Here is a 23,231-nt window from a genome sequence, read left to right as displayed (position 1 = left end):
AAATCTGATGAGTATAAGTTTTGATTTGACTGGTAAAGTAGCCTTAGTAACAGGCGCTAGCCGTGGTATTGGACGTGCCGTTGCAGAAACATTAGTTTCAGCTGGCGCAGTCGTTATCGGTACTGCAACCAGTGAACGCGGTGCAGAAGCGATTCAAGCCTATTTAGGCGATAAAGGCCATGGTCTTGTTTTAAACGTAACTGACGCAGATTCTGTTAAAGCTTTGTTTGAAACGATAAAAGAAAAAGCAGGCGATGTTGATATTTTAGTTAATAACGCAGGTATTACTCGTGACAATTTATTAATGCGCATGAAAGATGACGAATGGCAAGATATCATAGATACTAACCTGACATCTTTGTTCCGCACCTCGAAAGCGGTGATGAGACCTATGATGAAAAAACGTCATGGTCGTATTATTAATATTGGCTCAGTTGTAGGCACCATGGGCAATGCAGGGCAAACTAACTACTCTGCAGCTAAAGCGGGTCTGATTGGATTTACAAAATCTCTTGCAAGAGAGGTTGCATCTCGTCAGATTACAGTTAATGCTATTGCCCCTGGATTTATCCAGACAGATATGACGGATGAGCTGACGGAAGACCAGCAACAAGCTATTATGTCTCAGGTACCAATGGAAAGACTTGGTCAGGCGCAGGAAATTGCTAACGCAGTCCTCTTTTTAGCGTCTGACTCTGCTGCTTATATCACTGGGGAAACTCTCCATGTGAATGGTGGCATGTACATGGTTTAAAGGGATCGGCAGGCTGTGATTACTCTAGGGTGATCTGCATCAACTGTAGGCTCGATTGTGGTTAGACCACGAAAGTTAAGCTTGCAATGTCTGCCAAATTCAATAAACTACTCGCAATCTTGCGCAAGTGCGTAATTTGAATAGGAAAGAAAACTAATGAGCAACATCGAAGAACGTGTAAAGAAAATCATCATCGAGCAACTAGGTGTTAAAGAAGAAGACGTTAAATCAGCAGCATCTTTCGTTGACGATTTGGGTGCAGATTCTCTAGACACTGTTGAGTTGGTTATGGCTCTAGAAGAAGAGTTTGACACCGAGATCCCTGATGAAGAAGCTGAAAAGATCACTACTGTTCAAGCAGCGATCGATTACGTTTCTAAGAATCAGTAATCTAGAATTCTTGAAAACAGGCGGCATTTTTGCCGCCTGTTTTTGTTTGTAAAAGCCGCTGGTTGATGTTCATTTTTAGCAGTTAAATTTTTCGATTTACCCTAAATACTTGTCGATCGAGATAAGTATTATTCCAACCAGAACTGGCACATACCCGTTGAAACCATATTTTCAAATGCTGGGTATAGGTATTGGTAGTTCAATCTCTTTGCAGCTATCATCATTATTCATTTTTAAAGTAAAAAGGTGACCGCGTGTCTAAACGTCGAGTAGTCGTAACGGGCTTAGGCTTAGTCAGCCCTGTGGGAAATACAGTGGAGTCTTCTTGGAAGGCCCTAGTTTCTGGTAAGAGTGGTATCGCGCCGATAACTAAATTTGATGCTAGTGAGTTTTCTACTCGCATTAGCGGTTCTGTTAAAGACTTTGATGTCGAGCAGTACATGTCTCGCAAAGACGCGCGTAAGATGGATCTGTTTATTCAATACGGTATGGCCGCAGGCATTCAAGCCGTTGAAGATTCGGGCCTTGAGATGGATAAACTTAACCCCGCTCGTGTAGGTACCGCAATTGGTGCCGGTATGGGCGGTATGCCACTGATTGAGCAAAACCATGCTGCTTTACTAAAAAGTGGCCCACGTAAGATTTCTCCATTTTTTGTGCCAAGCACGATTATCAACATGATTGCGGGTCATCTGTCGATTAAATATGGCATGACAGGTCCTAACTTTGCTGTGACCACGGCTTGTACAACAGGCGTGCATAATATTGGCTTTGCTGCGCGTACCATTGCTTATGGTGATGCGGACGTGATGGTTGCTGGCGGTGCAGAAGATGTAACTTGTCCATTAGCCGTAGGTGGCTTTGGCTCAGCGAAAGCCTTGTCTACTCGTAACGATGATCCTGAAGCGGCGAGTCGTCCTTGGGATAAAGATCGTGACGGCTTCGTTATTGGCGATGGTGCTGGCGTTATGGTGATGGAAGAGTATGAGCATGCTAAAGCTCGTGGTGCCACAATCTACGCCGAGTTAGTGGGTTTCGGTATGAGCGGTGACGCATTCCATATGACATCGCCACCAAGTGATGGTGCTGGCGCTGCTGCAGCAATGGTTAATGCGATTAATGATGCAAAAGTTGGCCGTGAAGAGATCGGTTACATTAACGCTCATGGTACTTCAACACCGGCAGGCGACAAGGCCGAGGCTGCTGCTGTTAAGTCCGTATTTGGTGATCATGCTTACGATTTGTTAGTGAGTTCTACTAAATCTATGACAGGTCACCTATTAGGCGCCGCAGGTTCAGTTGAGGCGATCGTAACGATTTTAGCACTTAAAGATCAGGTGGTTCCACCTACGCTAAACTTAGATAACCCAGATGAGGGTTGTGATCTTGACTTTGTGCCTCACACTGCCCGCGATTATAAGTTCGAATACGGACTATGTAATTCATTCGGCTTCGGTGGTACTAACGGTTCATTACTGTTTAAAAAAATGTAGTCAGTGATTTTGTCGAACATATAAAAAGCGCCTAAGGGCGCTTTTTTTTATGTCGTTTGAAGTTTGATATTTGAAGTGATTCACATAATTTAAGCCAAATATTAAAACAGTATATCGGCTAGATTAACCTTGTTTAATGTAAAGATAAGTCGCTAGAATTCGGATCTTATTAGGCAGATACTGCAGCTCTTAGCTCACGCAGATGAGCTCAACGCAGATCATACCTGAGGAACACGAAAAAGTGCTTAATCCAATTGTTATTCCTATCATGCCAATCCTAGGCATTATTACTGCCAATATAAATGAGCTTATTCGGGGCGAGTCATTAGCACGCTTTCCCAAGTTGCAATTGGGAGTTAAAACTTTCAACTTAGCCGTCGCCGCATTTACTGTGGTTTGGTTCGCGCTATTGATTGCCGCGATCGATGTGAGTAACGCTAACAGTGTTCTTGCTGGCATTGAAGTGATGGCATTGTTCCTTGCTGGCATTGGTGCTTACACTCTGTTTAATGGTGGCAGATTGCTTGGAGAGAAGTCACAGCTTTGGCTTTATCGTTTAGCGTTACCGACTGTGTTAGTTGGTAGCTTTTTCGTCAGTCAGTTTGGCTAAAAGGTGCTGATGTAAAGAATTTGGCGTAAAATACTCAATAGTGAGTAAAAATTATTGAGGCCAGATATGGCAGGTACAGAAAGACAACTGACACTGAGGTTTTTAGCAGAACCAGCAGATGTAAACTTTGGCGGCAAAGTACATGGCGGCGCCGTAATGAAGTGGATTGACCTCGCCGGTTATGGCTGTGCGGCAGGTTGGAGCGGAAAGTACTGTATTACCGCTTATGCTGGTGGCATTCGTTTCGTAAAGCCGATTCATGTGGGGAACATTGTTGAGGTGACGGCCAAGGTTATCTACACGGGTAGAACCTCTATGCACCTTGCCATAGATGTAAGAGCTGGCGATCCTAAGTGTTCAGAGCGTGCATTGACGACTCACTGTGTGCTCGTTATGGTAGCAGTTGATGATGAAGGCCAACCGACGGAAGTGCCTGATTGGAAGCCGACATCAGCTACGGATATTGAATTACGTGAGTCAGCGATTCGATTGATGGAGATGCGTAAGAAGATTGGCGCAGAGATGCAGGCCCATCTGGATCTGCAGCCACAGCTTTAGTGATTAACCTCATTAAAGTTTATGTTCATTAAAGCTAGCCCTAGGCTAGCTTTTTTATTGCCTCAATAAAGTTGGTTTCTATCACTCCTTGCCTTTAGAATGGGCAAATTACTAAAAATATTCCCTACAACATTCCCTACAATAGGACATAAAATGGCTAAGGTTGCATTCATAGGTTTAGGTGTGATGGGTTACCCCATGGCGGGTCACTTAGTTAAGCATGGTCATCAGGTTACGGTTTATAACCGTACTGAAGCAAAAGCCCAAGATTGGGTAAAAGAGTTTAATGGTGAGTACCGAACGACTCCAAGAGAAGCTGCAATCGGCCAAGATATAGTGTTTGTATGTGTCGGCAATGATGACGATCTCCGCCAAGTAACACTCGGTGATAACGGTGTATTAGCGGGAATGAGTGCAGGGGCCATTTTGGTTGACCATACCACCGCATCCGCCGATGTGGCCAGAGAGATCGCCAGTGTGGCTAAGCCATTGGATATTGGCTTTATCGATGCTCCGGTATCGGGTGGACAAGCAGGTGCTGAAAACGGCGTGTTAACTGTTATGGCTGGCGGTGAACAAGCCACATTTGATAAAGCCAAACTTGTGATTGAGTCGTATGCCAGATGCGTTGAGTTACTCGGTGAGGTAGGTGCAGGGCAGTTGACCAAGATGGTCAATCAAATTTGTATTGCAGGTGTGGTTCAGGGGCTGGCTGAAGGACTGCACTTTGCACGAAGCGCGGGCTTAGATGGTGAAAAAGTCGTTGAAGTGATCAGCAAGGGCGCGGCGCAATCTTGGCAGATGGAAAATCGTTATCAAACTATGTGGAAAGGCGAATATGATTTTGGTTTTGCCGTTGATTGGATGCGTAAAGACTTAGGTATTGCGCTAGATGAGGCGCGCCGCAATGGTTCTCACTTGCCGTTAACGGCTTTGGTGGATCAGTTTTACTCTGAAGTGCAGGCCATAGGTGGTAAGCGCTGGGATACGTCGAGTTTATTTGCAAAGCTAGAGAAAAACCGTAGTTAACCGATGTTAGTTTAAGGCGATAGATAGGCATAATAAAAAAGGACCACAACTGTGGTCCTTCTCTTTGTAGAACAGGGTGGCGACAGCGACTATTCTGGCTCAACCACAATATGTTCAAGCTCGACCGCAGCAACGCTATGTAGGGCGTCCATAGCGGCGCCAACGAGTGAAATAACCCCTTTAGAAGACTCTATTAATACTGCGCGGTTAATTTCGCTGAAATCGCGGTTATGACGTGCCATGGTAGATAACGCCATCTGCATAGGTTGCATCGATGGGTTAAATGCAGCGTTTTCAGCATAACGACCGCAATAGGTCGCGCCATCTTTAGTCTCTAACACGACTGCTGCATAAGTCTTGGTATACGGCGCATAACTCAGCCCTGCATGATCGAGTCCTTCGATGATCATCGGATCGTTAGAATCTAATGTGAGCGTATGCTGCTGCTTAGAAAGTAAAGGTTCGGTGATGTTAAGGTCGCTTGGGCCGAATGCATAAGGCAGGTAATGAGACAGCGGCTCAACTTTCTGCAGCGGCAGGTGAATGTTCACTTTACCACCTTCAACAAGCTCATTGATAAATTGACGGCAATGTCCGCAAGGTGACGCGTTGACTATGATATCTTCAATAATGCTTTCACCGCTTAGCCATGCATGGCTAATGGCGCTTTGCTCTGCGTGAACCGAATGAAATAGTGCTTCACCTGGAAGTTCAATATTCGCGCCCATATAGATATCACCGCTCTTACCTCTAGCGATGGCCCCCACGTGAAAATCACTGATAGGCGGTCTAGCTAAAGCCGCAGCAATGGGAAGTAGGGCTAAAAGTAGTTCGTTTAGCTCCATCTTGGTTGCTGTTTGAAGCTCTTCTATTTGCTGAGCATCGATATGGCCCGCAAAGTCTTTATTCAGTATTGGTACGATAGCGGTTGCTAGTGGCTCTGGTAACTTAGCTACGCTTTTTAAGAACCTGTCCTGCATATGCTATTTCCTTTTATTAACACTAAAGAAGTATCATTCTAGTAATCTTGTTACAATTAGAATGAGACGAAGATCTCAGTTGTCGCCGATAAAGCTTATAGGCTTCTAAGATAATGACATAAAGCCTGTAATAATTTTTGCTTAGATTCATCTTGCTCGGTCTCTTCAAGTAAGTTTTCCAAGCGAATGATATAATCGGGATCGTTTAATCTCGATTGGCAGAAATCGCGCCAACGATATTGCTCAGTATCATCGAGGGTTTCCGGATAGTTACGTGCGCGGTACCTAAAGAGCATCTCTGTGAGTCTTGAATCATCGAAATCCAGTTCAAGAGCCGCTAGGTTATTTGGCTGAGTGTTGCGGATGATCTCAATTTTAGCTTTGTCGGCAGCGCTGAAGAAGCCACCGCTATAGAGAGCTTGATCGGGATCGACAGTTTTTTCTTCATGTTCTACATCAAATACGGCAACTAGCTTTTCACGCAGTTCAGGATGTTGTTTTAGCTTTCTGTATTGGTCTCTGGCAAAGGCTTTATTAATGTCGAGTCTGGCTGCATTTTCATCGGTTAAGGTATTCGCCGCTGCAATAAATGGACTCTTGTTGATATGGATCTGCTTAATACCTATAGGCAACTCATCGGGTGCTAAATCGCTGCGGCGGGTATACATGCGTTCACGGATCTGCTCGACACTAAGCTCAATAAGCGGACTCACATCCATGGCAAGGTTTACGCATATAACCGCATTCTTATTGGTTGAGTGATAAGCGACAGGCGCAATAATGGTGGTGCAACCGTTTAGCGCACTAATTTTGGAGCTAACATGGACAAGTGGCTTCATATCAAGCACATCAATCAGCTTAGATACCTGCTGTTTCTGTCTCAGGCTAAAGTAATAATCAAATAGCTTAGGCTGCACCGTTTTGATCAGTTTTGCCATGTCGATGGTGGCGTACACATCAGACATAGCATCATGGGCTTTCTCATGGCTTAAGCCATTGGCAACGGTAAGTTGCTCAAGCTTAAAGCTAGGCGAGCCATCTTCTTTCTCTGGCCAGTTAATGCCTTCGGGTCTAAAGGCGTAGCAGGCACGAACGAGATCGATAATATCCCAGCGGGTGTTGCCGTTTTGCCATTCACGGGCATAGGGGTCGATAAAGTTGCGATAGAAGCCATAGCGTGACACTTCATCGTCAAAGCGCAATGAGTTGTAACCCACTACGCAGGTCTTAGGTTGACTAAACAGGCCGTTAATCCTGTCCATAAACTCGGCCTCAGGCATACCTTTAAGGTTAGCGAGTTGCGGAGTAATACCTGTGATCAAGATAGCCTCTGGTGACGGCAGGTAATCATTAGCGACCTTACAGTAAAAGGTTTCAGGCTCACCGATGATATTAAGGTCCATATCCGTACGCACGCCAGCAAACTGAGAAGGCCTGTCTTTCGCTGGGTTGGCCCCGAAAGTCTCATAATCGTGCCAGAAGAGGGTGGGTTGGTTATTGGTAGACATATATTGATTGGCTATCACAAATAATAATTGTGCTTATCATAGCACTTGAGTGATTTGAATGTCTTAGTTTCCTTGAGCACAATGGTCCTATTTGCCTGAGTTCATACAGTTTACTGACTGGATCGAAAAAGCTAAGCGCAGTAGAATAGCCGCCCTTTTTAGGATAAAGGTTAAGTTTGAAGCGTTTTATGGCTGCTAAGAACTATTGAGGCATACTGCAAACTGTCCAGTCGAGCATTTATCAAGCTATGCTTCCCAATCAATTTGTACCGAACCGTAGCGAGCAATGTGGTCGTGACAGGTGTAATTGATTGTCTAGGTTACCTTGCTACTTAGCCTTGCTCGCCTGTCCTATAAAAGAGTTGGCTCATATTGAGCCCTCTATCTATTGCTCTCGTGTCATCAGCTTCCGTTCTTGGAGGAGTCGACGCTATGTTGAGTCTGTTGATAGCCCAATTAAATAGCATCACTCTTATTAGGATGCTAATTAAAGTGTAAGCCTGAGCTTGTCTTTTCAAAGGATGGTATTTTTTGGAGATTGAAAAATGATTTACCGCTGCCCACTATGTGAACAGACTTTATCAAAACAAGATAAAACCTGGTGCTGTCCTGCGAATCACAGATTTGATTGTGCTAAAGAAGGTTACGTAAACCTGTTACCAGTACAAAAGAAGAAGTCGAACGATCCTGGTGACAATAAAGAGATGATGTTTGCTAGACGAGAGTTTCTTAATAAGGGGTATTACCAAGTACTTAGCGATAAGGTTAACCTGCTAGCCAATGAGTATCTTGAAGATGCCCGTTATGGATTGGATATTGGCTGTGGGGAAGGGTACTACTCAAATCGCTTGGTAGAGAGTTTACCTGAAACATTTTCGCTTTATGGTGTCGACATCAGTAAATCAGCTCTGAAGTATGCAGCCAAACGTTACCCTAAGATTGCCTTTAGTGTTGCCAGTGCGTTCGATATGCCGTTTCCTGACGATAGTTTCGACTTTATGTTACGCATTTATGCGCCGTCCCTAGATGTAGAGCTTAAGCGAGTAATTAAGTCGGGTGGGATATTGATAACCGTATGCGCAGGCCCTAGACATCATTTCGCGCTTAAAGAGCTTATTTATGATAATCCGAAAGAGCACACCCAAGAGGCATCGCAAATCGAGGGCTTTGAGCTGATCCACCAAGAGCGGATTGAGCAAGTGTTAACACTGAGCGATTCTGATGACATTAGTCACTTCTTAAAAATGACACCCTATAACTGGAAATTAACAGAAGAACAAAAATTAGCTTTGGCTAATTCAGGTTTGAGTTGCGAGCTAGATTTTAAAGTAGAAGTCTTCCGAGCCTTATAAATCAAAGGTTGTAGCTTGGTGGTTGTTTTTTAAGCGGTTGTTGTGGTTTAAGTTTGAACTGATATAGTTAAAATTTTTGATCTAATTAGCAAGCCGCAGAAATATAAGTAAAAAGACTCAAAATATCGATACTAATGTGTGTTGACTTATGGTGAGAATGGTTTATAGTGTTTGCAGCTTGAAGGTTAGGCTTATTTTTATGTGTTCAATACGACAACGTTCGTCCTGTTAACATTAAGTAAACCGGCATTTTCCAGCTCTACTGCCGTTAAGGCTTTAATTTATATTTACAGGATTCAATATTATGTCTCAAGTTACTGGCGTTGTTAAGTGGTTCAACTCTGATAAAGGTTTCGGATTTATCGAGCAAGAGTCTGGTCCAGACGTATTCGTACACTTCCGCGCTATCAACTCTGACGGTTTCAAGACTCTTGACGAAGGTCAAAAAGTTCAGTTTACTGTTACTCAAGGTCAAAAAGGCCCACAAGCTGAGAACGTAACTGTTATCTAAGTTACCAGCTTGATTAGCACTCGCTAATCACACAGAATTTTGAAGAGCCGTGGTTTTACCACGGCTCTTTTTTCGTTTAAAGCTAGAAATAATAGTTTTAAAGTCGCTCAACACTCCCAGAGCTAAAACTCAAAGCTCATCTCGTAGCACGTCCGTAAGCTCAAGTTTCACCTCTCGTTAAGCATTCCCAGCTCACTCTTGATTTCATCTTACTCGCGGTTTGTCATCATATTGTAGCTGCGGTTCTCTGTAACCCAATATTAGAGAAGGGAGCCGCAGAGCGCTGAGTCACAAGCTGCGGCGACAAAGCGCAGTATGCTACCGTTGGAAAGCATAATTTAGGACTCAATAGGGTTAGGAGATAAGGCGAAGCAAAGGAATAGTGAGCGGTATAATAAGAATGGCGCCTGTTGGCGCCATTCTGTTTTGGTTTAACGCTCTGAGTCTCAAGATAATAGTATAAGCCTAATCGAACAAGCGAGGCTTAAGCTTTCGAGAATAGCTTCTCTTCTAATGTTCTCCCTTTTAAGAGCGCTTTATACTGCCAGTTTTGCTGCTTAAATAAGTTGAGTAGAGCGAGCTCGATGGCATAGTTTTCGTCACTATTGTGCTTAATTAAGAACTCGTTGGGCTGACGTTCTTCGATGGCGGAAATATCACCAAGTTGTAACACCGCAGAGACTAATTCGCTAGCGTCACATTGCTGCATGGTCAGTGTTAGGTAATCTTCATGCTGCGATTGCTTCACCGATACCGATTGGCTTAACTGACCTTGCTCTAGGTAGAGCACTTGATCGCAAAGCTTTTCCAGTTCATCTAAATTATGTGAGCTGATAATAAAGGTTGTTTCACCTGAAAGTGTCTTTACCAGCTCACGGATCTTCTTGGCATTAGCGGGATCTAGGCCTGCAGTTGGTTCGTCGAGTAACACTAATTCTGGCGAGCCAATAAGTGCCTGCGCAATAGAGACACGTTTTGACATACCGTGGCTCAAAGATTTTGGCTTTTGTTGGGCGCTATCGGCCAAATCGACCAGACTCAATACACGCAACGCCTCGGCCTTAGCTGATTTAGTCGAAAACCCTTGCAAAGTGGCAAACAGGGTTAACTGAGTGATGATATCAAGGTTTGGATCTAGCGCCGCATCTTGTGGCAAAGATGAGACTCTTCCCAATAATTCCGCGCTACCAGGTTTAGCTCCTAACAAGGAAACTTCACCTGCCGATGGCTTAATGTAACCACATAGAAGACTAAATAGCGTCGTTTTACCTGCGCCATTTGGGCCGACTAACGCAATAGGGCTACCAGCTTCAAGTGTGATGCTGACTTGTCTTAAGGCTTGTTTATTACCGTAGGTTTTAGATAAGCCTTTGCAACTAACTAAACTCATAGTGCGCTCCTATTGATATACATTCTGCCTAATACCAGCAACACAAAGGCTTGGCATAACGGTACTGGAGCATAGACAAAGCTGCCTAGGCCTTGGGTATTTATCATTAAGGAGATCTGAGAGCCCGGGAGGAGCCACTTCAGTTCACTAATAATAGGTAAATAGTTGTTGATAATCGCGATGCTGACCGACATCAAGGCCCAAACTAAAATGGCATAGATCGTGGCTTGACGAGCCGAATTAGCATAAAGGGATAACAGTGCCATCAAGGCGGTGTAGGGCAGTAATACTATAATGAGATTAAGTGTGACAAGGAGTCCTGAGAACAGAGCTGGCATTAACAGGGTTACATCTCGGCTTACTGCAAGCACAATGGTGGCGATAACCGTCATTGCGAGTAATAGGCTTTGTAGTGCCATATGGCCGAGATAGCGACCAAAGAACAGACTGTCTCTACCGACTCTAAGGGTCAAGAAGCGGAATGTGCCCCGTGAATTATCGGTAGCAAACTGATCGGCGGATACAAAGATACTAAACAGTGGGAAGATATAAAGCGCTGCAATCCAATAAACGGCCATTTCAGCTACAGGCCACTTAAACAGTTCACTCACGGCTTGCTGGCCGAAGATCCCTTCAATAAGCCCTCTAAAGTCAGGGTTAAGCAAGAAGCTTGATGCACCACTTATGGGGTAAAGTAAAATAAGTAGCCAAACTAGCGAAAAGGCCACGAGAGCGATTAACCCTCTAGGGTTAAAAAGCATTTTTTTTAGCTCAAACTGAGCGAGTAATAGCGTATTTTTAAGCATGCTATTTTTGGGGGAGCTGTTTTGCAAACTAATCCCTTAATCGTTAGGTATTGTCGAGAGTTCCAGATTAACACCTATTGTCGATAGGCGTTAATCTTAACCTTGTAAAAGGATGTTATTGCGACTTAATTATTGAGTAAGCTTTGCAATTGGGCCTTCAGTTCCGCCACTTCTTGCTCAAGGGTACTGACTCTCGCTTGCAGATCGTTGCTATCCTGTGTACCAAATGCTTCTGACACTGGAGCAGACACTGCTGGTATTTGACTGGGATCGACTTCACTAAAAAGTTGACGATAGCGAGCCTCACGTTTACCAGGCTCTTTAGCTAATTGGACAACCAGTGGCTTCTCTCGTCTGTGCAGATCGTTTAATGTGGCTTCGACTTCGCTAACATCGTGAAACTCATGTAGGCGGTTGCTACGAGTTCTTAACTCACCGGGCGTTTGCGGCCCTCGAAGCAGTAAAAGACAGATAACCGCAAGCTCTGACGGTTTAAGCTGTAGATCACTAAATTCAGTATTGCAGAAACGGTGCTTGTATTTCACCACTCGGCTACCAAAACCAGACTGCTCTGAGATTAAGCGTTTTTTGCTCAATGCATCTAAGGTGTTTTGTACCTCAGATTCGCTAAGGCTAAGGACGGGCTCTCTACTGGTTTTTTGGTTGCAGCCAGAGGTTAAACTGTTGAGGGATAGGGGATATTGTTCTGGGGTGGTGATCTCTTTTTCGAGTAAAACCCCGATAACGCGCGCTTCATGTGGAGTCAGTTCCATATTAACCTCTTAATAAAAAAGCATGGCTTTGTTATAACAGAGCCATGCTTTAATGCAAAGGTGGTTTAGAAGCCCTAACTATGCAGTTGCTGAGTTTATAAGCAATATCTGCGTTTAGATTAGTCTGCTAGACGGATCCCATCAGGTGAGATGGTGATCTGCTTGCTCTTATAAAGACCGCCGATACTCTTTTTAAAGGCTTTTTTACTCATAGATAGTTGAGAGTAGATCACCTCTGCATCGGTCTTATCATTTAGAGGCAGGAAACCGCCAGCTTGTTTAAGCTTGATCATAATTGTCACAGAGTGCTTATCGAGTTCCTCTTTGGCGCCTTTTTGTAAAATCAGGTCGATTTTACCATCGCTTCTCATGCGTTTGATAAAGCCTTTCAGTTTTTGACCAAAGCTTAAACGAGTGTAAACCTCGTTTTTATAAAGTACGCCCCAATGGGTGTTGTTGATAATAGCTTTATAGCCCAGATCGGTGCTGCCACCAATGATAAGGTTAACTTCTTCACCTTCTCTGAACTTTGGCTCCGTCAGATCTAGGAACTTCTCGATTTTAGAAGAGGCGACGATGCGGTCATCAACATGGCTGGTATAGATATAAACTAGGTATGACTTACCTACCTCAATTTCTCGGTGCTGCTCACCGAATGGCAGGAGGAGATCTTTATCTAAACCCCAGTTTAAAAATGCACCGTATGGACCAGTAGCCGTTGCTTCAAGGTAGGCGAATTGTCCGACTTGCGCAAAAGGACGTTTAGTCGTGGCAATGATCATATCTTCTGAGTCTAAATAGAGAAACACATTGATTAGATCTCCGACTTGGCAATCCTTTGGTACAGCTTTGCGAGGAAGAAGTACCTGGCCCATCTCTTTAGCGTCTAAATAGACACCAAAATCAACTTGTTTGACGACTTCTAGCTTACAGGTTTTGCCTATCTGGATCATGATGTTCTCTACTTTAAAAACAGTAACGATTAAATTCAGCTGCGATTATAGTGGAAAACATTCCAATATGCTTTAGCCCATTGAAACTAATGGCTCAAAGTCGCGAAGTCACTGTAATTAAAATGGGGGATTTATCACGATTAGAGTCATAAATGGTACGTAATGTTACCGCGCTATTATAAGGTGATAATAAATTAGCACTAAATGCGCATATGAGTCTTGCATTCTCAACAGTCTCAAGGTTTAATTGCGCCGCAAAAATTCAGTGAGAAAAGTGCGTCGTTCGTGCTCTCATTTTTTGAATAAAAAATACCGAACTGCGGTTAGGTAATATTTAAAGTCACAAATAGTTTTTTATGGATTCGGTTTTACATGTTAGCTTTTACAGCATACATTCATTAGTAACCATAAAAGTAGTGAATCGCTGTGATTTAAGTAGGCGGTTTTACTGGGTATAGTTAATACTTATTGAGGGTAACGCTTGCGATGTTACCGAGTGTTGAGCCAAACAATTTGTACTTTGTAGATGAATCGGGATGTTACTGATTTAAATAATCGCAAGTTGATTGATATAACAAAGATTCGATCAGCTTATTTGAGTTAAATAGACAGGTTAGGACAAATATGAGCAATTGGTCTATTGATGATGCACGCGCAAGTTATAACGTAAATCACTGGAGCCAAGGACTATACGGCATTAGCGATGAAGGCGAGGTGACAGTGTCACCGGATCCTAGCCGCCCAGATTGTAAAATTGGTTTGAATGAAATGGCAAAAGATATGGTTAAGTCAGGTGTGGCTTTACCAGTTTTGGTGCGTTTCCCACAAATTTTACATCATAGAGTAAATAGCCTGTGTCAGGCATTTAATCAGGCGATTCAAAAGTATCAATATGAAAATGATTACTTGCTGGTATACCCGATTAAAGTAAACCAACAGCAAACTGTTGTTGAAGAGATCCTAGCCAGTCAGGTCGCGAAAGAAGTACCGCAGTTAGGTTTAGAGGCGGGCAGTAAGCCTGAGCTAATGGCTGTGTTAGCTATGGCGCAAAAAGCCAGTTCGGTCATTATCTGTAACGGCTATAAAGATAAAGAATATATTCGACTTGCCCTAATCGGTGAGAAGCTTGGCCATAAGGTGTATATCGTCCTTGAGAAGATGTCTGAGCTTAAAGTCGTCCTTGAGCAAGCTAAAGAGCTAGGCGTGACGCCACGTCTTGGTTTACGTGTTCGTTTGGCGTTCCAAGGCAAAGGTAAGTGGCAGGCTAGTGGTGGCGAAAAGTCTAAATTTGGCTTGAGTGCTGCGCAGGTATTGCAGGTGATTAACTCGCTCAAGCAAGAAAATATGCTTGATTCATTAGAGTTACTTCACTTCCACTTAGGTTCGCAAATCGCTAACATTCGTGATATTCGCCAAGGTGTAAGCGAAGCGGGTCGTTTCTATTGCGAATTGATGAAGCTTGGTGCAAACGTTAAGTGTTTTGACGTAGGTGGTGGTCTAGCGGTTGATTACGATGGTACTCGCAGCCAAAGCAGCCATTCAATGAACTATGGCTTGACTGAGTACGCTAACAATATCGTCAGTGTATTGACCGATATGTGTAAAGAGTATGAGCAGCCAATGCCGAGAATTATCTCGGAGTCAGGTCGTTACTTGACTGCACATCATGCGGTACTACTAACTGATGTAATTGGTACTGAAGCCTATAAACCTGAGGACATTCAACCGCCAGCGGAAGATGCACCTCAGTTACTGCACAACATGTGGCAGTCATGGGTTGAAGTGAGCGGTAAAGCCGATCAACGCGCCTTGATTGAGATTTTCCATGATTGCCAAAGCGATCTGTCAGAAGCTCACTCTCTGTTTGCTGTTGGTCAGTTAGGTTTGGCAGAGCGTGCATGGGCAGAGCAGGTAAACCTACGAGTTTGCTACGAACTTCAGGGCAGCATGAGTTCTAAGTATCGCTTCCATAGACCGATTATTGATGAGTTGAACGAAAAGTTAGCGGATAAGTTCTTTGTTAACTTCTCATTGTTCCAGTCGCTACCAGATGCATGGGGTATCGATCAGGTGTTTCCTGTGATGCCATTATCAGGTCTTGATAAGGCGCCAGAGAGCAGAGCGGTAATGCTAGATATCACTTGTGACTCTGACGGTACTGTCGATCAGTACGTAGAAGGTCAAGGTATTGAGACTACGCTACCTGTTCCAGCTTGGACACAAGAGAGCCCATATTTAATCGGCTTCTTCTTGGTTGGTGCATATCAAGAGATTTTGGGTGATATGCATAACCTGTTTGGCGACACTAACTCTGCGGTTGTCCGTTTGGACGAAGATGCGCGCACTAACGTTGAATCAGTATTAGCTGGTGACACGGTGGCTGACGTACTTAGATATGTAAACTTGGACGCGGTTTCATTTATGAGAACCTATGAAGAGTTAGTAAACAAGCATATTGCTGAAGATGAGCGTGCTAACATTCTAGAAGAGTTACAGTTAGGTCTAAAGGGTTACACTTACCTAGAAGACTTCTCATAAGCAGATTGTTAGCTGGGGAGTCGACCCTGTGTTTGTTGAAGCCGAAACGTTTTAACTAGGGTTAACGACCGAGCTAGATATGTATAACCAGCTTTAAGTTCGCTTGAAGCTGGTTTTGTTTTTAAGCCTTTAGAAGCTTGTATGAGTTATCAAGAACTACTGGCTAGATTTTGGTTTAGTAAGAAGCTAGGAACTTAATTCAGTCTAGCTGCTCAAACAACTTACACTCGTTTGCATAAGTTAATAGCTCTCATTACTTAGCTGCTATTTGAAGGAATCGCGATAGGATGTTTTTTGAAGGGTCGGAGAAGAAAATAGAGCTACAGGTCAACTGCAGTGCTGTTTCATTGCGATCTTTGCCATTGGATTTTTGGCAGCAAACACTATCGCTGGCTGGAGCTGAGATCTTATCACAGCTTTCAAATCAAACTTGTGATGCTTATGTTCTCAGCGAGTCGAGCCTGTTGGTTTGGGAGCGAAAACTTTTATTGATCACCTGTGGCAATACTCGTCTCGTTGACGCAGTAAGCTATGTGCTCGAACAGATCGGGACAGAGGCTATATCAAGCTTTAGCTACCAACGTAAGAGTGAATTTCTATCTCATTTACAGGCCAGTCGTTTTGAAGATGATGTCGAGCAACTCAGATCCCAACTTTCGGGCACTGCTTATAGAGTCGGACACTTAGATAATCATCATCACTATCTTTTTTGTAGTGAGCCCGTCGTGCAGAGCGATGCGAGTGCCTGTTTGTTGATGTACCACATAAAAGGTGAACTAGCCAAATATTTACGCAGCGATAATCAATCGAGCCATGAGATCCGTAAACGATTACAACTTGAACGGTTATTACCTGAGTTTAAGTTCGATGACTATCTATTTAAGCCCTGTGGCTATTCGGTTAATGGCATATTTGAAGACCAATTTATAACCATACATATCACACCTCAAGAGCACAGCTCTTATGTGAGTATTGAAACAAACTTGAATTTTTCGCAGTATCCGTTCAACATTTTCTCTGAGTTGTTGAACATATTGAACCCCAGCAGTTGGGACATCATTGGGATGAATATGCAGGTCGCCAATAAGGACTTTCCTTCTCATCGAAGGATTGCCAGTTGTGATCTACAGTTAAATCCGCTCAATGAATTTAATTACAATCACTATACACAAGCCGACAGCGAAAAACTGTATGCTGAAGTATTGTGACTCTAGACACTTTATGGAGTATTTATGACCACTATTGCAGATAAGCCTGATTATTCGCTTTATTCAAATGCATTTGGTTACTTAAGACAGCCGCTGGACTTTAAACCATTAGAAGGTGATGCGGATGTTGTTGTATTAGGCTTACCGTTTGATATGGCGACAACGGGGCGTTCTGGTGGACGTATGGGGCCTGGCGCTATCCGTAACGCTTCAGTTAACTTGGCTTGGGAAGAGACTCGCTGGCCTTATCAGTTTAAATTAAGCGAGCACGTAAAAATCGTCGATGCTGGTGACTTAGTTTATAACTGTGGTGACTCTGCAGACTTCACTCAGCGTGTAGAGGATTTCGCGACTAAGATCCTAGAAGCAGATAAGGCGATGCTAAGCTTTGGTGGCGACCACTTCGTGACACTACCTTTGCTACGTGCTCACTATAAGAAGCACGGTAAGATGGCGTTATTGCACTTTGATGCGCATACCGACACATATAGCCAAGGTAGCAAGTATGATCATGGTACTATGTTCTACCATGCGCCAAATGAAGGCATCATCGCTGCAGAAAACTCAATTCAAGTGGGTATTCGTACTGAGTACGATACAGCAAATCACCTTTTCAAAGTGATTGATGCTGCAGCTGCTAATGAAATGACAGCAGATGAGATCGTTGCACAAATTCGTGAGCGCGTTGGTGATATGCCACTTTACGTGACTTTCGATATTGACTGTTTAGACCCTGCTTTTGCACCTGGTACCGGTACGCCTGTATGTGGTGGTTTAACTAGCGACAAGGCGATGAAGATTATTCGTGGTCTAAAAGGCATGAAGATTGTAGGTATGGATGTGGTTGAAGTCGCCCCTGCCTACGACAGTGCAGAGATCACCGCTTTAGCTGGTGCTACCTTAGGTCTAGAGATGCTGCATGTTTGGGCTGAGTCTAACGGTAAGATCAAATAAACCATCCTAGCTAACATGTTAGATGAAAATATCTAGCTCGGGAGCGCGTTAAAAGGTTCCCGCCTAACGGCTAAGATTGTTATGATTAAAGAAGCGCTCAATGAGCGCTTCTTTTTTTATGTGCTTTGAAAGGATTTTTACATGTCAGAGATCAGTGATATCAGACGCGAATACACATTAGGTGAATTGCATAATGAAGAGGTGCCTAGTGATCCTATGGACCTATTTAATGCGTGGTTGGAAGTCATTCGTGACTCTGACATCAAAGATCCAACGGCTATGTCCGTAGCGACGGTCGATGAAAATGGGCAACCTTTTCAACGAATTGTATTACTTAAACGGTTTGATAACGATGGCTTTGTGTTTTTCACGAACCTTGAAAGCCGTAAGGCTCAGCATATTGCTAATAATGCACAGGTTAGCATTCTATTCCCTTGGCACAGCTTAGATAAGCAGGTTGCTGTTACTGGTATCGCTGAACCGTTATCAAAGACTGAGGTGCTTAAATATTTTATGAGCAGACCTAAGGAGAGCCAAATTGCAGCATGGGTGTCTAAACAATCTAGCCCTATTAGTGCAAGAAAAGCACTCGAGAGTAAGTTTGCCGAAATGAAAGCTAAATTCTCTAAAGGTGAAGTGCCTCTGCCTAAATTTTGGGGCGGTTATCTTGTTAGGCCAAAGAGTATTGAGTTTTGGCAGGGAGGAGAGCACCGTCTGCATGACCGGTTTATCTATACCAAGGTTGAGGATGGCTGGCAGCACAGCCGCTTAGCGCCATAATTCCAATCAGTATTCCAAAAGCCGCATTGTTTGCGGCTTTTGTGTTTTTGGCTATCCGTCCTAATATAAATGAATGTAGTTTGAGCTATCGAGCTAACAATTACTGGGGCTGGTGGGGTAAAAATAAGCCCTTGTGAATGTTAAACCATTGAATTAGGTTAAGCTTAACTAAAAGTGAATAACTAAATCATGAGAGGACATGGGCATGAGCATAAAAAATATTATCATAGGCATATTACTACTGCCTTTTTCGCTGATGGCGTCGGCTGGCGATTGGATTGTTGAAAACGACAGCTCTGAAGTTAACTTTATATCCGTTAAGAAGGGTGATATTGCAGAGATTCATCATTTTAAATCTATCGCTGGAACCTTGACTGATAAAGGCAAATTCAACTTTTCGATTGCCTTGGCTAGTGTGGCAACCAACATAGATATTCGTGATGAGCGTATGGACTCTTTATTATTTGAAGTCGATAAATACCCAAAATTGAAGCTAAAAGCTAATATTGATCCAAAGATACTCGCAGGTATTGCTGTAGGCTCTGTGAAAGTGGCGACAATTGACGCTGAAGTTTCGTTACATGGCAAAAAGCAGAAGATGGCGTTTACTGTGAGTATCGCAAAGCTCTCAGACTCTCACATCCTCGTTGCGAGTGTGGCTCCGGTTATTGTTAATGCCGACAGTTTTGGTCTGTCTTCTGGAGTTGATAAATTACGTGAAGTTGCTGGGTTGTCTGCAATTAGTAAAGCGGTGCCTGTGTCATTTATGCTGAATCTTAAACGGTAGATAAATAAGCAGGATTAGCGCTGACTTTGAGTGAATTAGAGTGGCTTTGAGCGTTTTAGTAGGGGGCGCTTAAGTTATTTTGTAAAGTGCGGCGCTTTGCGGGAAAAGTGGTGTCGATTAAACTGGGGTGATTTCAATTAGAAACAAACTCAGATACTATCCTTGCAAGAAGATAAACAATAAATTGACTACGCCCCTTGCGTAAACAGTATAGATTGCAGTGCGCATAGGGTTGTGTATTTTAGGTTGACTATGGTTACCGATAAAGACGGATATATACATTTGATTCAGTACTTGACTGAGCATTTAGGAATATTTGAAAACTCACAGCAACATAGCCCCAGTGATGAGACAGTCATGGAGCTATTTGAAGAGCAGCTTGCCGCACAAATTATCATGGTTTGTGGTCAAAACCCTTCATTGACATTTTCTCAGAGAAATTTGGTAATTCGAGAAGTCGATGCCATCGTTTATGATCTTGAGGAGATCTTAGCTCGAGTCGCCGATCATAAGGCTACCGTTGAGCAAACTCGATTTATTAGCGAATTTTCGGGATTGATTAAGAATCTGTTTGATCAAGAAGTCGCGAGATTAACCGCAGCTTAATGGCAGCAACTTTATATTTAGTTACAGTTCTCTCATGCTATCAGCTTGTTAGCTTTGGCTTAAAAGCCTAATGTTGCTGTATAGATGTGAGGGGTTATAATGCTAAATGAGCTGAGAAAATCTATAAATAGACAGCATATGTTAGTGTATGCCTGTCTACTGCTGTTTTGGTTTTTCCTAAGGCTTTTTAGTGATAATGCTTTCGGTTTTGGCTGGGGCTTTTTTCCGTTAGTCGTGTCTTTGCCATTTGTGCCCTTTATCCTAGTCTGGTTGGCTGTGCAGTTTTATCGGCACCTAAGACTATTTAACAGTCACTTTAATCGAAAGTTACACGCATGTCATTGTACCTGTACATCAGTACTGTTTAGTTTATTTGTTTTTCATTTTATTTACTAAAATCGATGAGTCGGAGGCAGTGATTATCTTAATTGGTGTTAATGAATCTTTGCGGTGATTTTTTCTTTATACGCCAGTATTCATACAGCTTTCTTATGCCATAGTACCGCAGTCTTTATTCACCTTTATTTCTTGCTATCATAAAGCTAAACAAGTCTAGGTTTATGACTCTTATATTAAGGAAACACCATGCTTAAAAAAGCAGGATTGTGCTTATTGATCCTCACATCTTCTTTCTCTGTAGCCGCGAGTGAGAAAGCGGTAATAGGTTCTACCGCCAAGATGTCGGTGGCCCATGCCGACCTTTCTTATGTTGCACGTATCGACACTGGAGCGGTTAATACTTCACTGCATGCCTATGACATAGAGGTTGAGGGCGGCAGTGCTAAGAATATGAAAGACAACATTGGCAAGATGGTCTCTTTTACAACAGAGAATAACGCTGGTGAAAAAAAGCGCCTAACAGCCAAGATAGTTAAGACCTCTACGGTGAGTAACTCCCAAGGTACAGAAACTCGCTATATGGTCGATCTAGATGTTGGCTTTAAGGGTAAAGAGCGAAAGGTTCGTGTTAATTTGCGAGATCGCAGTCATATGGATTACAAGCTCTTGATAGGTCGAAATTGGCTTAAAGGGCGTTATGTCGTCGATGTTTCAGAGAAAAAGCTCATTGGGCCAACAGCGCCGATTAGTGTTGTTGAGTCGGGGTTAATTTTTAAAACCCGTATCGATACCGGCGCGGTTGAAAACTCGTTGCATGCCTATGATATGAAGATTGACAATGAAGATCCTGACATGGAAAAAAATGTCGGCAAGGTGATACATTTTACCACTGAAAATGAGAAGGGAGAGTCTCATGTGGTGAAGTCTCGTATCGTGGAAACATCATTGATCCGAAATGCTCAAGGAAGCGAGATCCGCTATATGGTAGAACTTAAAATTGGCGAGCCAGGTCACGAGTATAAAGTTAAGGTTAATCTGAGAGACAGAAGTAAGATGTCTTATAAACTCTTGATTGGTCGAAACTGGCTACAAGGGCACTATATTGTTGATGTATCGAAATAGGCCTTAGCGTCACTGCTAAGCTTTTACACGGTTCATAAAAGCGCCTACACGAACGAGTATCGTGTAGGCGCTTTTTATTTTATTAATTGAATAACTGGTAGCTTACCAAGGTCTTAAATCTTGACTCTATTGGTAAGGCTGTAACGGTGAGCTGGCCCTGAAACTCAGTCTTTAGCCAGACAGAAAGCGCCGATAGGGTGCCTGCAACTTTGTCACTATCTAGTGTGTTCTGCAGCACGGCTAATTGCTCTTCATTAAAGCCTTTACCGTTATCGTATATTTTCATGACGACTTGTTGAGCCTCTTTATTTAAGCTGACTTTCATTTTGTGAGCACTAGCTTGTTGGTAAAACGCATCGGTAATGGTGTTGCTGATGGCACGGTAAAAGATCAGTAAGTAGTGCCAATGGATCCCCTCAACAATAAGCCGGTTATCACTCTCAATTTGGAGCTCGATATTCTTAGCCGTTAACTTGGGTTGTAATAGGGCAACAACATGTTCAAGCAAGGAAACTAGGTCGATAGGTTTAGCGATATAGTCTTGCGCTGAGAAGAGATACTCGAGATGTCTGAGACGTTCGGTTTGATTAGCTAATTTATTGTTGAAGTCGGCGATACTCAGCTCGCCACTGGCCAGACGATATGCGCTGGCCGCTAAATCATCTTGCTTTCTAAAGATCGGCTTTACAATTGCCGCAACTAAAGAGGGATAAATCGTTTGATTTTCGTGTTTTACTTTCTCAAAGCTGTTTTGGCGATAGCTCTCCAATTTGGCTTGCTGACTCTCGCTCTGTAAGCGTTTATTCGTCTGTTCAAGTTTTTCAATAAAGCGGATGTTATCGGAGGTTTCCTGCCTAAGTATTTCAAATTGAGCTCGCTTCTTGAGTTCAGCCTCTTTCGTTACACTAATATCGAAAGCAATGGTTCCAACAGAAGTCAGCTGCTTGTTGTCATCGAAAATCGGGAACTTAGTCACAAGGTAGATATGCTGTTTACCCTCAACAGGGAAGCTCTGCTCATAACTTAGCTCAACTTTATCTTTGATCACGAGCCGATCTTTCTCTTGATTAAGAGTGGCTATCTCTTTTGGCATCACAAGGTGATCTTTTGTTCCTAAGATATTCTCTCTTTTGCGTGATAGGGTCTGGCAAAACTGGTCGTTTACTAACGTGAACTCTCCGTTTAAATTATTGATGAAAATTAAGTTATGAGCTGAGTTTAGTACTGAGTTAAGCTGTTCTTTTTTCTCTTGTAACTCAGCTTTTGATTGCTGCTGGACATCCAGCTGTTGTTCTAGGGCGAGGTTAGTGGCGTCTAGACTCGCGAGGGCAACCTCTAACTGGCGTGTCCGAGAGCTAAAGGCTTTGGCAAGCATGCCTATTTCATCTTTTCGGTTTGTCGCTTCTAGCTCGATTTTGGCGGGGTTTGAGTCATTCAAAGCGCGAACCATGCGGCTGATAGGGGCGATAAAGAGCTTATTTTGCACGATGAAAAGTAGTATTAGGGCAAGTATTTGTATACTCACTAGGTAAATACCGACGGAGCTTGCTAATGACTGAGCGTTGTTGGTAATACTCGACATGGGTGTCACTAAGATGATTTTCCAGTAGGTTCCCGGCATTAAGAAAACTGTGACTATGACGGGTTCTTTAAGCCTTGGATCGCTATTTAAGCGCTTGGTAGCAACAAGCTCGACTTGCTGAAGCTTGTTATTAGCATTTTGGTTAATCAGCGCCACAAGTTTAGCGCGCTCATGTTCGGGGGTATTTTTAATCACATCTGTGAGCTGT

The 23,231-nt window shown here is 43.2% G+C and carries 22 protein-coding genes; 15 read left to right on the top strand and 7 right to left on the bottom strand.

Translation table 11 applies throughout. The annotated features are described in order from the left end of the window. Window positions 1-7 precede the first annotated feature (7 nt). The 6 genes from fabG to K5Q92_RS02910 all read left to right on the top strand — a co-directional run bounded on the left by fabG (window position 8) and on the right by K5Q92_RS02910 (window position 4,834). The gene (gene fabG, locus K5Q92_RS02935; protein ID WP_220767552.1) at window positions 8-754 is read left to right on the top strand and encodes a 3-oxoacyl-ACP reductase FabG; all 747 of its coding nucleotides are present in this window, start codon (window positions 8-10) and stop codon (window positions 752-754) included. Window positions 755-910: 156 nt separating this feature from the next. Further along, a complete protein-coding gene (gene acpP, locus K5Q92_RS02930) occupies window positions 911-1,144 on the top strand; it encodes an acyl carrier protein (RefSeq protein ID WP_011496723.1) in 234 nt (77 codons plus the stop codon). A 254-nt stretch (window positions 1,145-1,398) separates the two neighbouring features. After that, entirely contained in the window at window positions 1,399-2,637 is a 1,239-nt protein-coding gene (gene fabF, locus K5Q92_RS02925; protein WP_220767551.1) for a beta-ketoacyl-ACP synthase II, read from the top strand. A gap of 241 nt (window positions 2,638-2,878) precedes the next feature. Further along, a complete protein-coding gene (locus tag K5Q92_RS02920) occupies window positions 2,879-3,247 on the top strand; it encodes a hypothetical protein (protein WP_220767576.1) in 369 nt (122 codons plus the stop codon). Between the two features lie 66 nt (window positions 3,248-3,313). Continuing rightward, a complete protein-coding gene (locus K5Q92_RS02915) occupies window positions 3,314-3,805 on the top strand; it encodes an acyl-CoA thioesterase (protein ID WP_220767550.1) in 492 nt (163 codons plus the stop codon). A 153-nt stretch (window positions 3,806-3,958) separates the two neighbouring features. Continuing rightward, entirely contained in the window at window positions 3,959-4,834 is an 876-nt protein-coding gene (locus K5Q92_RS02910) for an NAD(P)-dependent oxidoreductase (RefSeq protein ID WP_220767549.1), read from the top strand. Window positions 4,835-4,923: 89 nt separating this feature from the next. Here K5Q92_RS02910 and cdd read toward each other — a convergent pair whose 3' ends face one another. Then, window positions 4,924-5,814 carry a cytidine deaminase gene (gene cdd / locus K5Q92_RS02905; RefSeq protein WP_220767548.1) on the bottom strand — a complete coding sequence of 297 codons (891 nt, stop codon included), beginning with the start codon at window positions 5,812-5,814 and terminating at the stop codon, window positions 4,924-4,926. 95 nt (window positions 5,815-5,909) lie between these two features. After that, a complete protein-coding gene (sbcB, locus tag K5Q92_RS02900) occupies window positions 5,910-7,322 on the bottom strand; it encodes an exodeoxyribonuclease I (protein ID WP_220767547.1) in 1,413 nt (470 codons plus the stop codon). A gap of 545 nt (window positions 7,323-7,867) precedes the next feature. On the opposite strand from sbcB, the gene rlmA reads away from it, so the two are divergent. Continuing rightward, window positions 7,868-8,674, top strand: coding sequence for a 23S rRNA (guanine(745)-N(1))-methyltransferase (rlmA, locus tag K5Q92_RS02895; protein WP_220767546.1), 807 nt, complete (start codon window positions 7,868-7,870; stop codon window positions 8,672-8,674). A 304-nt stretch (window positions 8,675-8,978) separates the two neighbouring features. Then, window positions 8,979-9,185: a cold-shock protein gene (locus K5Q92_RS02890; protein WP_011865413.1), complete on the top strand. Its 207-nt coding sequence runs from the start codon at window positions 8,979-8,981 to the stop codon at window positions 9,183-9,185. Between the two features lie 484 nt (window positions 9,186-9,669). On the opposite strand, the gene K5Q92_RS02885 is transcribed toward K5Q92_RS02890, so the two are convergent. From K5Q92_RS02885 to K5Q92_RS02870, 4 genes are all read right to left on the bottom strand, one after another. Next, the gene (locus K5Q92_RS02885) at window positions 9,670-10,575 is read right to left on the bottom strand and encodes an ABC transporter ATP-binding protein (RefSeq protein ID WP_220767545.1); all 906 of its coding nucleotides are present in this window, start codon (window positions 10,573-10,575) and stop codon (window positions 9,670-9,672) included. Next, window positions 10,572-11,381: an ABC transporter permease gene (locus K5Q92_RS02880; protein WP_220767575.1), complete on the bottom strand. Its 810-nt coding sequence runs from the start codon at window positions 11,379-11,381 to the stop codon at window positions 10,572-10,574. The genes K5Q92_RS02885 and K5Q92_RS02880 overlap by 4 nt, the downstream gene beginning before the upstream one ends. A gap of 125 nt (window positions 11,382-11,506) precedes the next feature. After that, on the bottom strand, window positions 11,507-12,154 hold the full coding sequence (locus K5Q92_RS02875) for a YceH family protein (protein WP_220767544.1): 648 nt from the start codon (window positions 12,152-12,154) through the stop codon (window positions 11,507-11,509). Window positions 12,155-12,273: 119 nt separating this feature from the next. Next, window positions 12,274-13,107: a S1 RNA-binding domain-containing protein gene (locus K5Q92_RS02870; RefSeq protein WP_220767543.1), complete on the bottom strand. Its 834-nt coding sequence runs from the start codon at window positions 13,105-13,107 to the stop codon at window positions 12,274-12,276. Between the two features lie 624 nt (window positions 13,108-13,731). Here K5Q92_RS02870 and speA point away from each other — a divergent pair. The 7 genes from speA (at window position 13,732) to K5Q92_RS02835 (ending at window position 21,441) form a co-directional block, all read left to right on the top strand. Further along, window positions 13,732-15,645, top strand: a complete 1,914-nt coding sequence (speA, locus tag K5Q92_RS02865) for a biosynthetic arginine decarboxylase (RefSeq protein WP_220767542.1) — start codon at window positions 13,732-13,734, stop codon at window positions 15,643-15,645. Between the two features lie 287 nt (window positions 15,646-15,932). Next, window positions 15,933-16,853 (top strand): adenosylmethionine decarboxylase, encoded by a 921-nt coding sequence (locus K5Q92_RS02860; RefSeq protein ID WP_220767541.1) that lies wholly within the window; start codon window positions 15,933-15,935, stop codon window positions 16,851-16,853. A 24-nt stretch (window positions 16,854-16,877) separates the two neighbouring features. After that, on the top strand, window positions 16,878-17,807 hold the full coding sequence (gene speB, locus K5Q92_RS02855) for an agmatinase (protein ID WP_220767540.1): 930 nt from the start codon (window positions 16,878-16,880) through the stop codon (window positions 17,805-17,807). Window positions 17,808-17,948: 141 nt separating this feature from the next. Beyond that, window positions 17,949-18,587, top strand: a complete 639-nt coding sequence (gene pdxH, locus K5Q92_RS02850; protein ID WP_220767539.1) for a pyridoxamine 5'-phosphate oxidase — start codon at window positions 17,949-17,951, stop codon at window positions 18,585-18,587. A gap of 211 nt (window positions 18,588-18,798) precedes the next feature. Next, window positions 18,799-19,374, top strand: coding sequence for a YceI family protein (locus K5Q92_RS02845; RefSeq protein WP_220767574.1), 576 nt, complete (start codon window positions 18,799-18,801; stop codon window positions 19,372-19,374). Between the two features lie 252 nt (window positions 19,375-19,626). Next, window positions 19,627-19,980, top strand: a complete 354-nt coding sequence (locus K5Q92_RS02840; protein ID WP_220767538.1) for a DUF3802 family protein — start codon at window positions 19,627-19,629, stop codon at window positions 19,978-19,980. Between the two features lie 585 nt (window positions 19,981-20,565). Continuing rightward, window positions 20,566-21,441, top strand: coding sequence for a RimK/LysX family protein (locus K5Q92_RS02835; RefSeq protein ID WP_220767537.1), 876 nt, complete (start codon window positions 20,566-20,568; stop codon window positions 21,439-21,441). Window positions 21,442-21,523: 82 nt separating this feature from the next. On the opposite strand, the gene K5Q92_RS24185 is transcribed toward K5Q92_RS02835, so the two are convergent. Next, a complete protein-coding gene (locus tag K5Q92_RS24185) occupies window positions 21,524-23,218 on the bottom strand; it encodes a PAS domain S-box protein (protein ID WP_259649467.1) in 1,695 nt (564 codons plus the stop codon). Window positions 23,219-23,231: the final 13 nt, after the last annotated feature.

The organism is Shewanella sp. MBTL60-007 (genome assembly GCF_019654915.1).
Lineage (GTDB): Bacteria > Pseudomonadota > Gammaproteobacteria > Enterobacterales > Shewanellaceae > Shewanella.
Note: the sequence above shows the minus strand (reverse complement) of the source record. Positions and strands in the feature narration are given on the sequence as shown.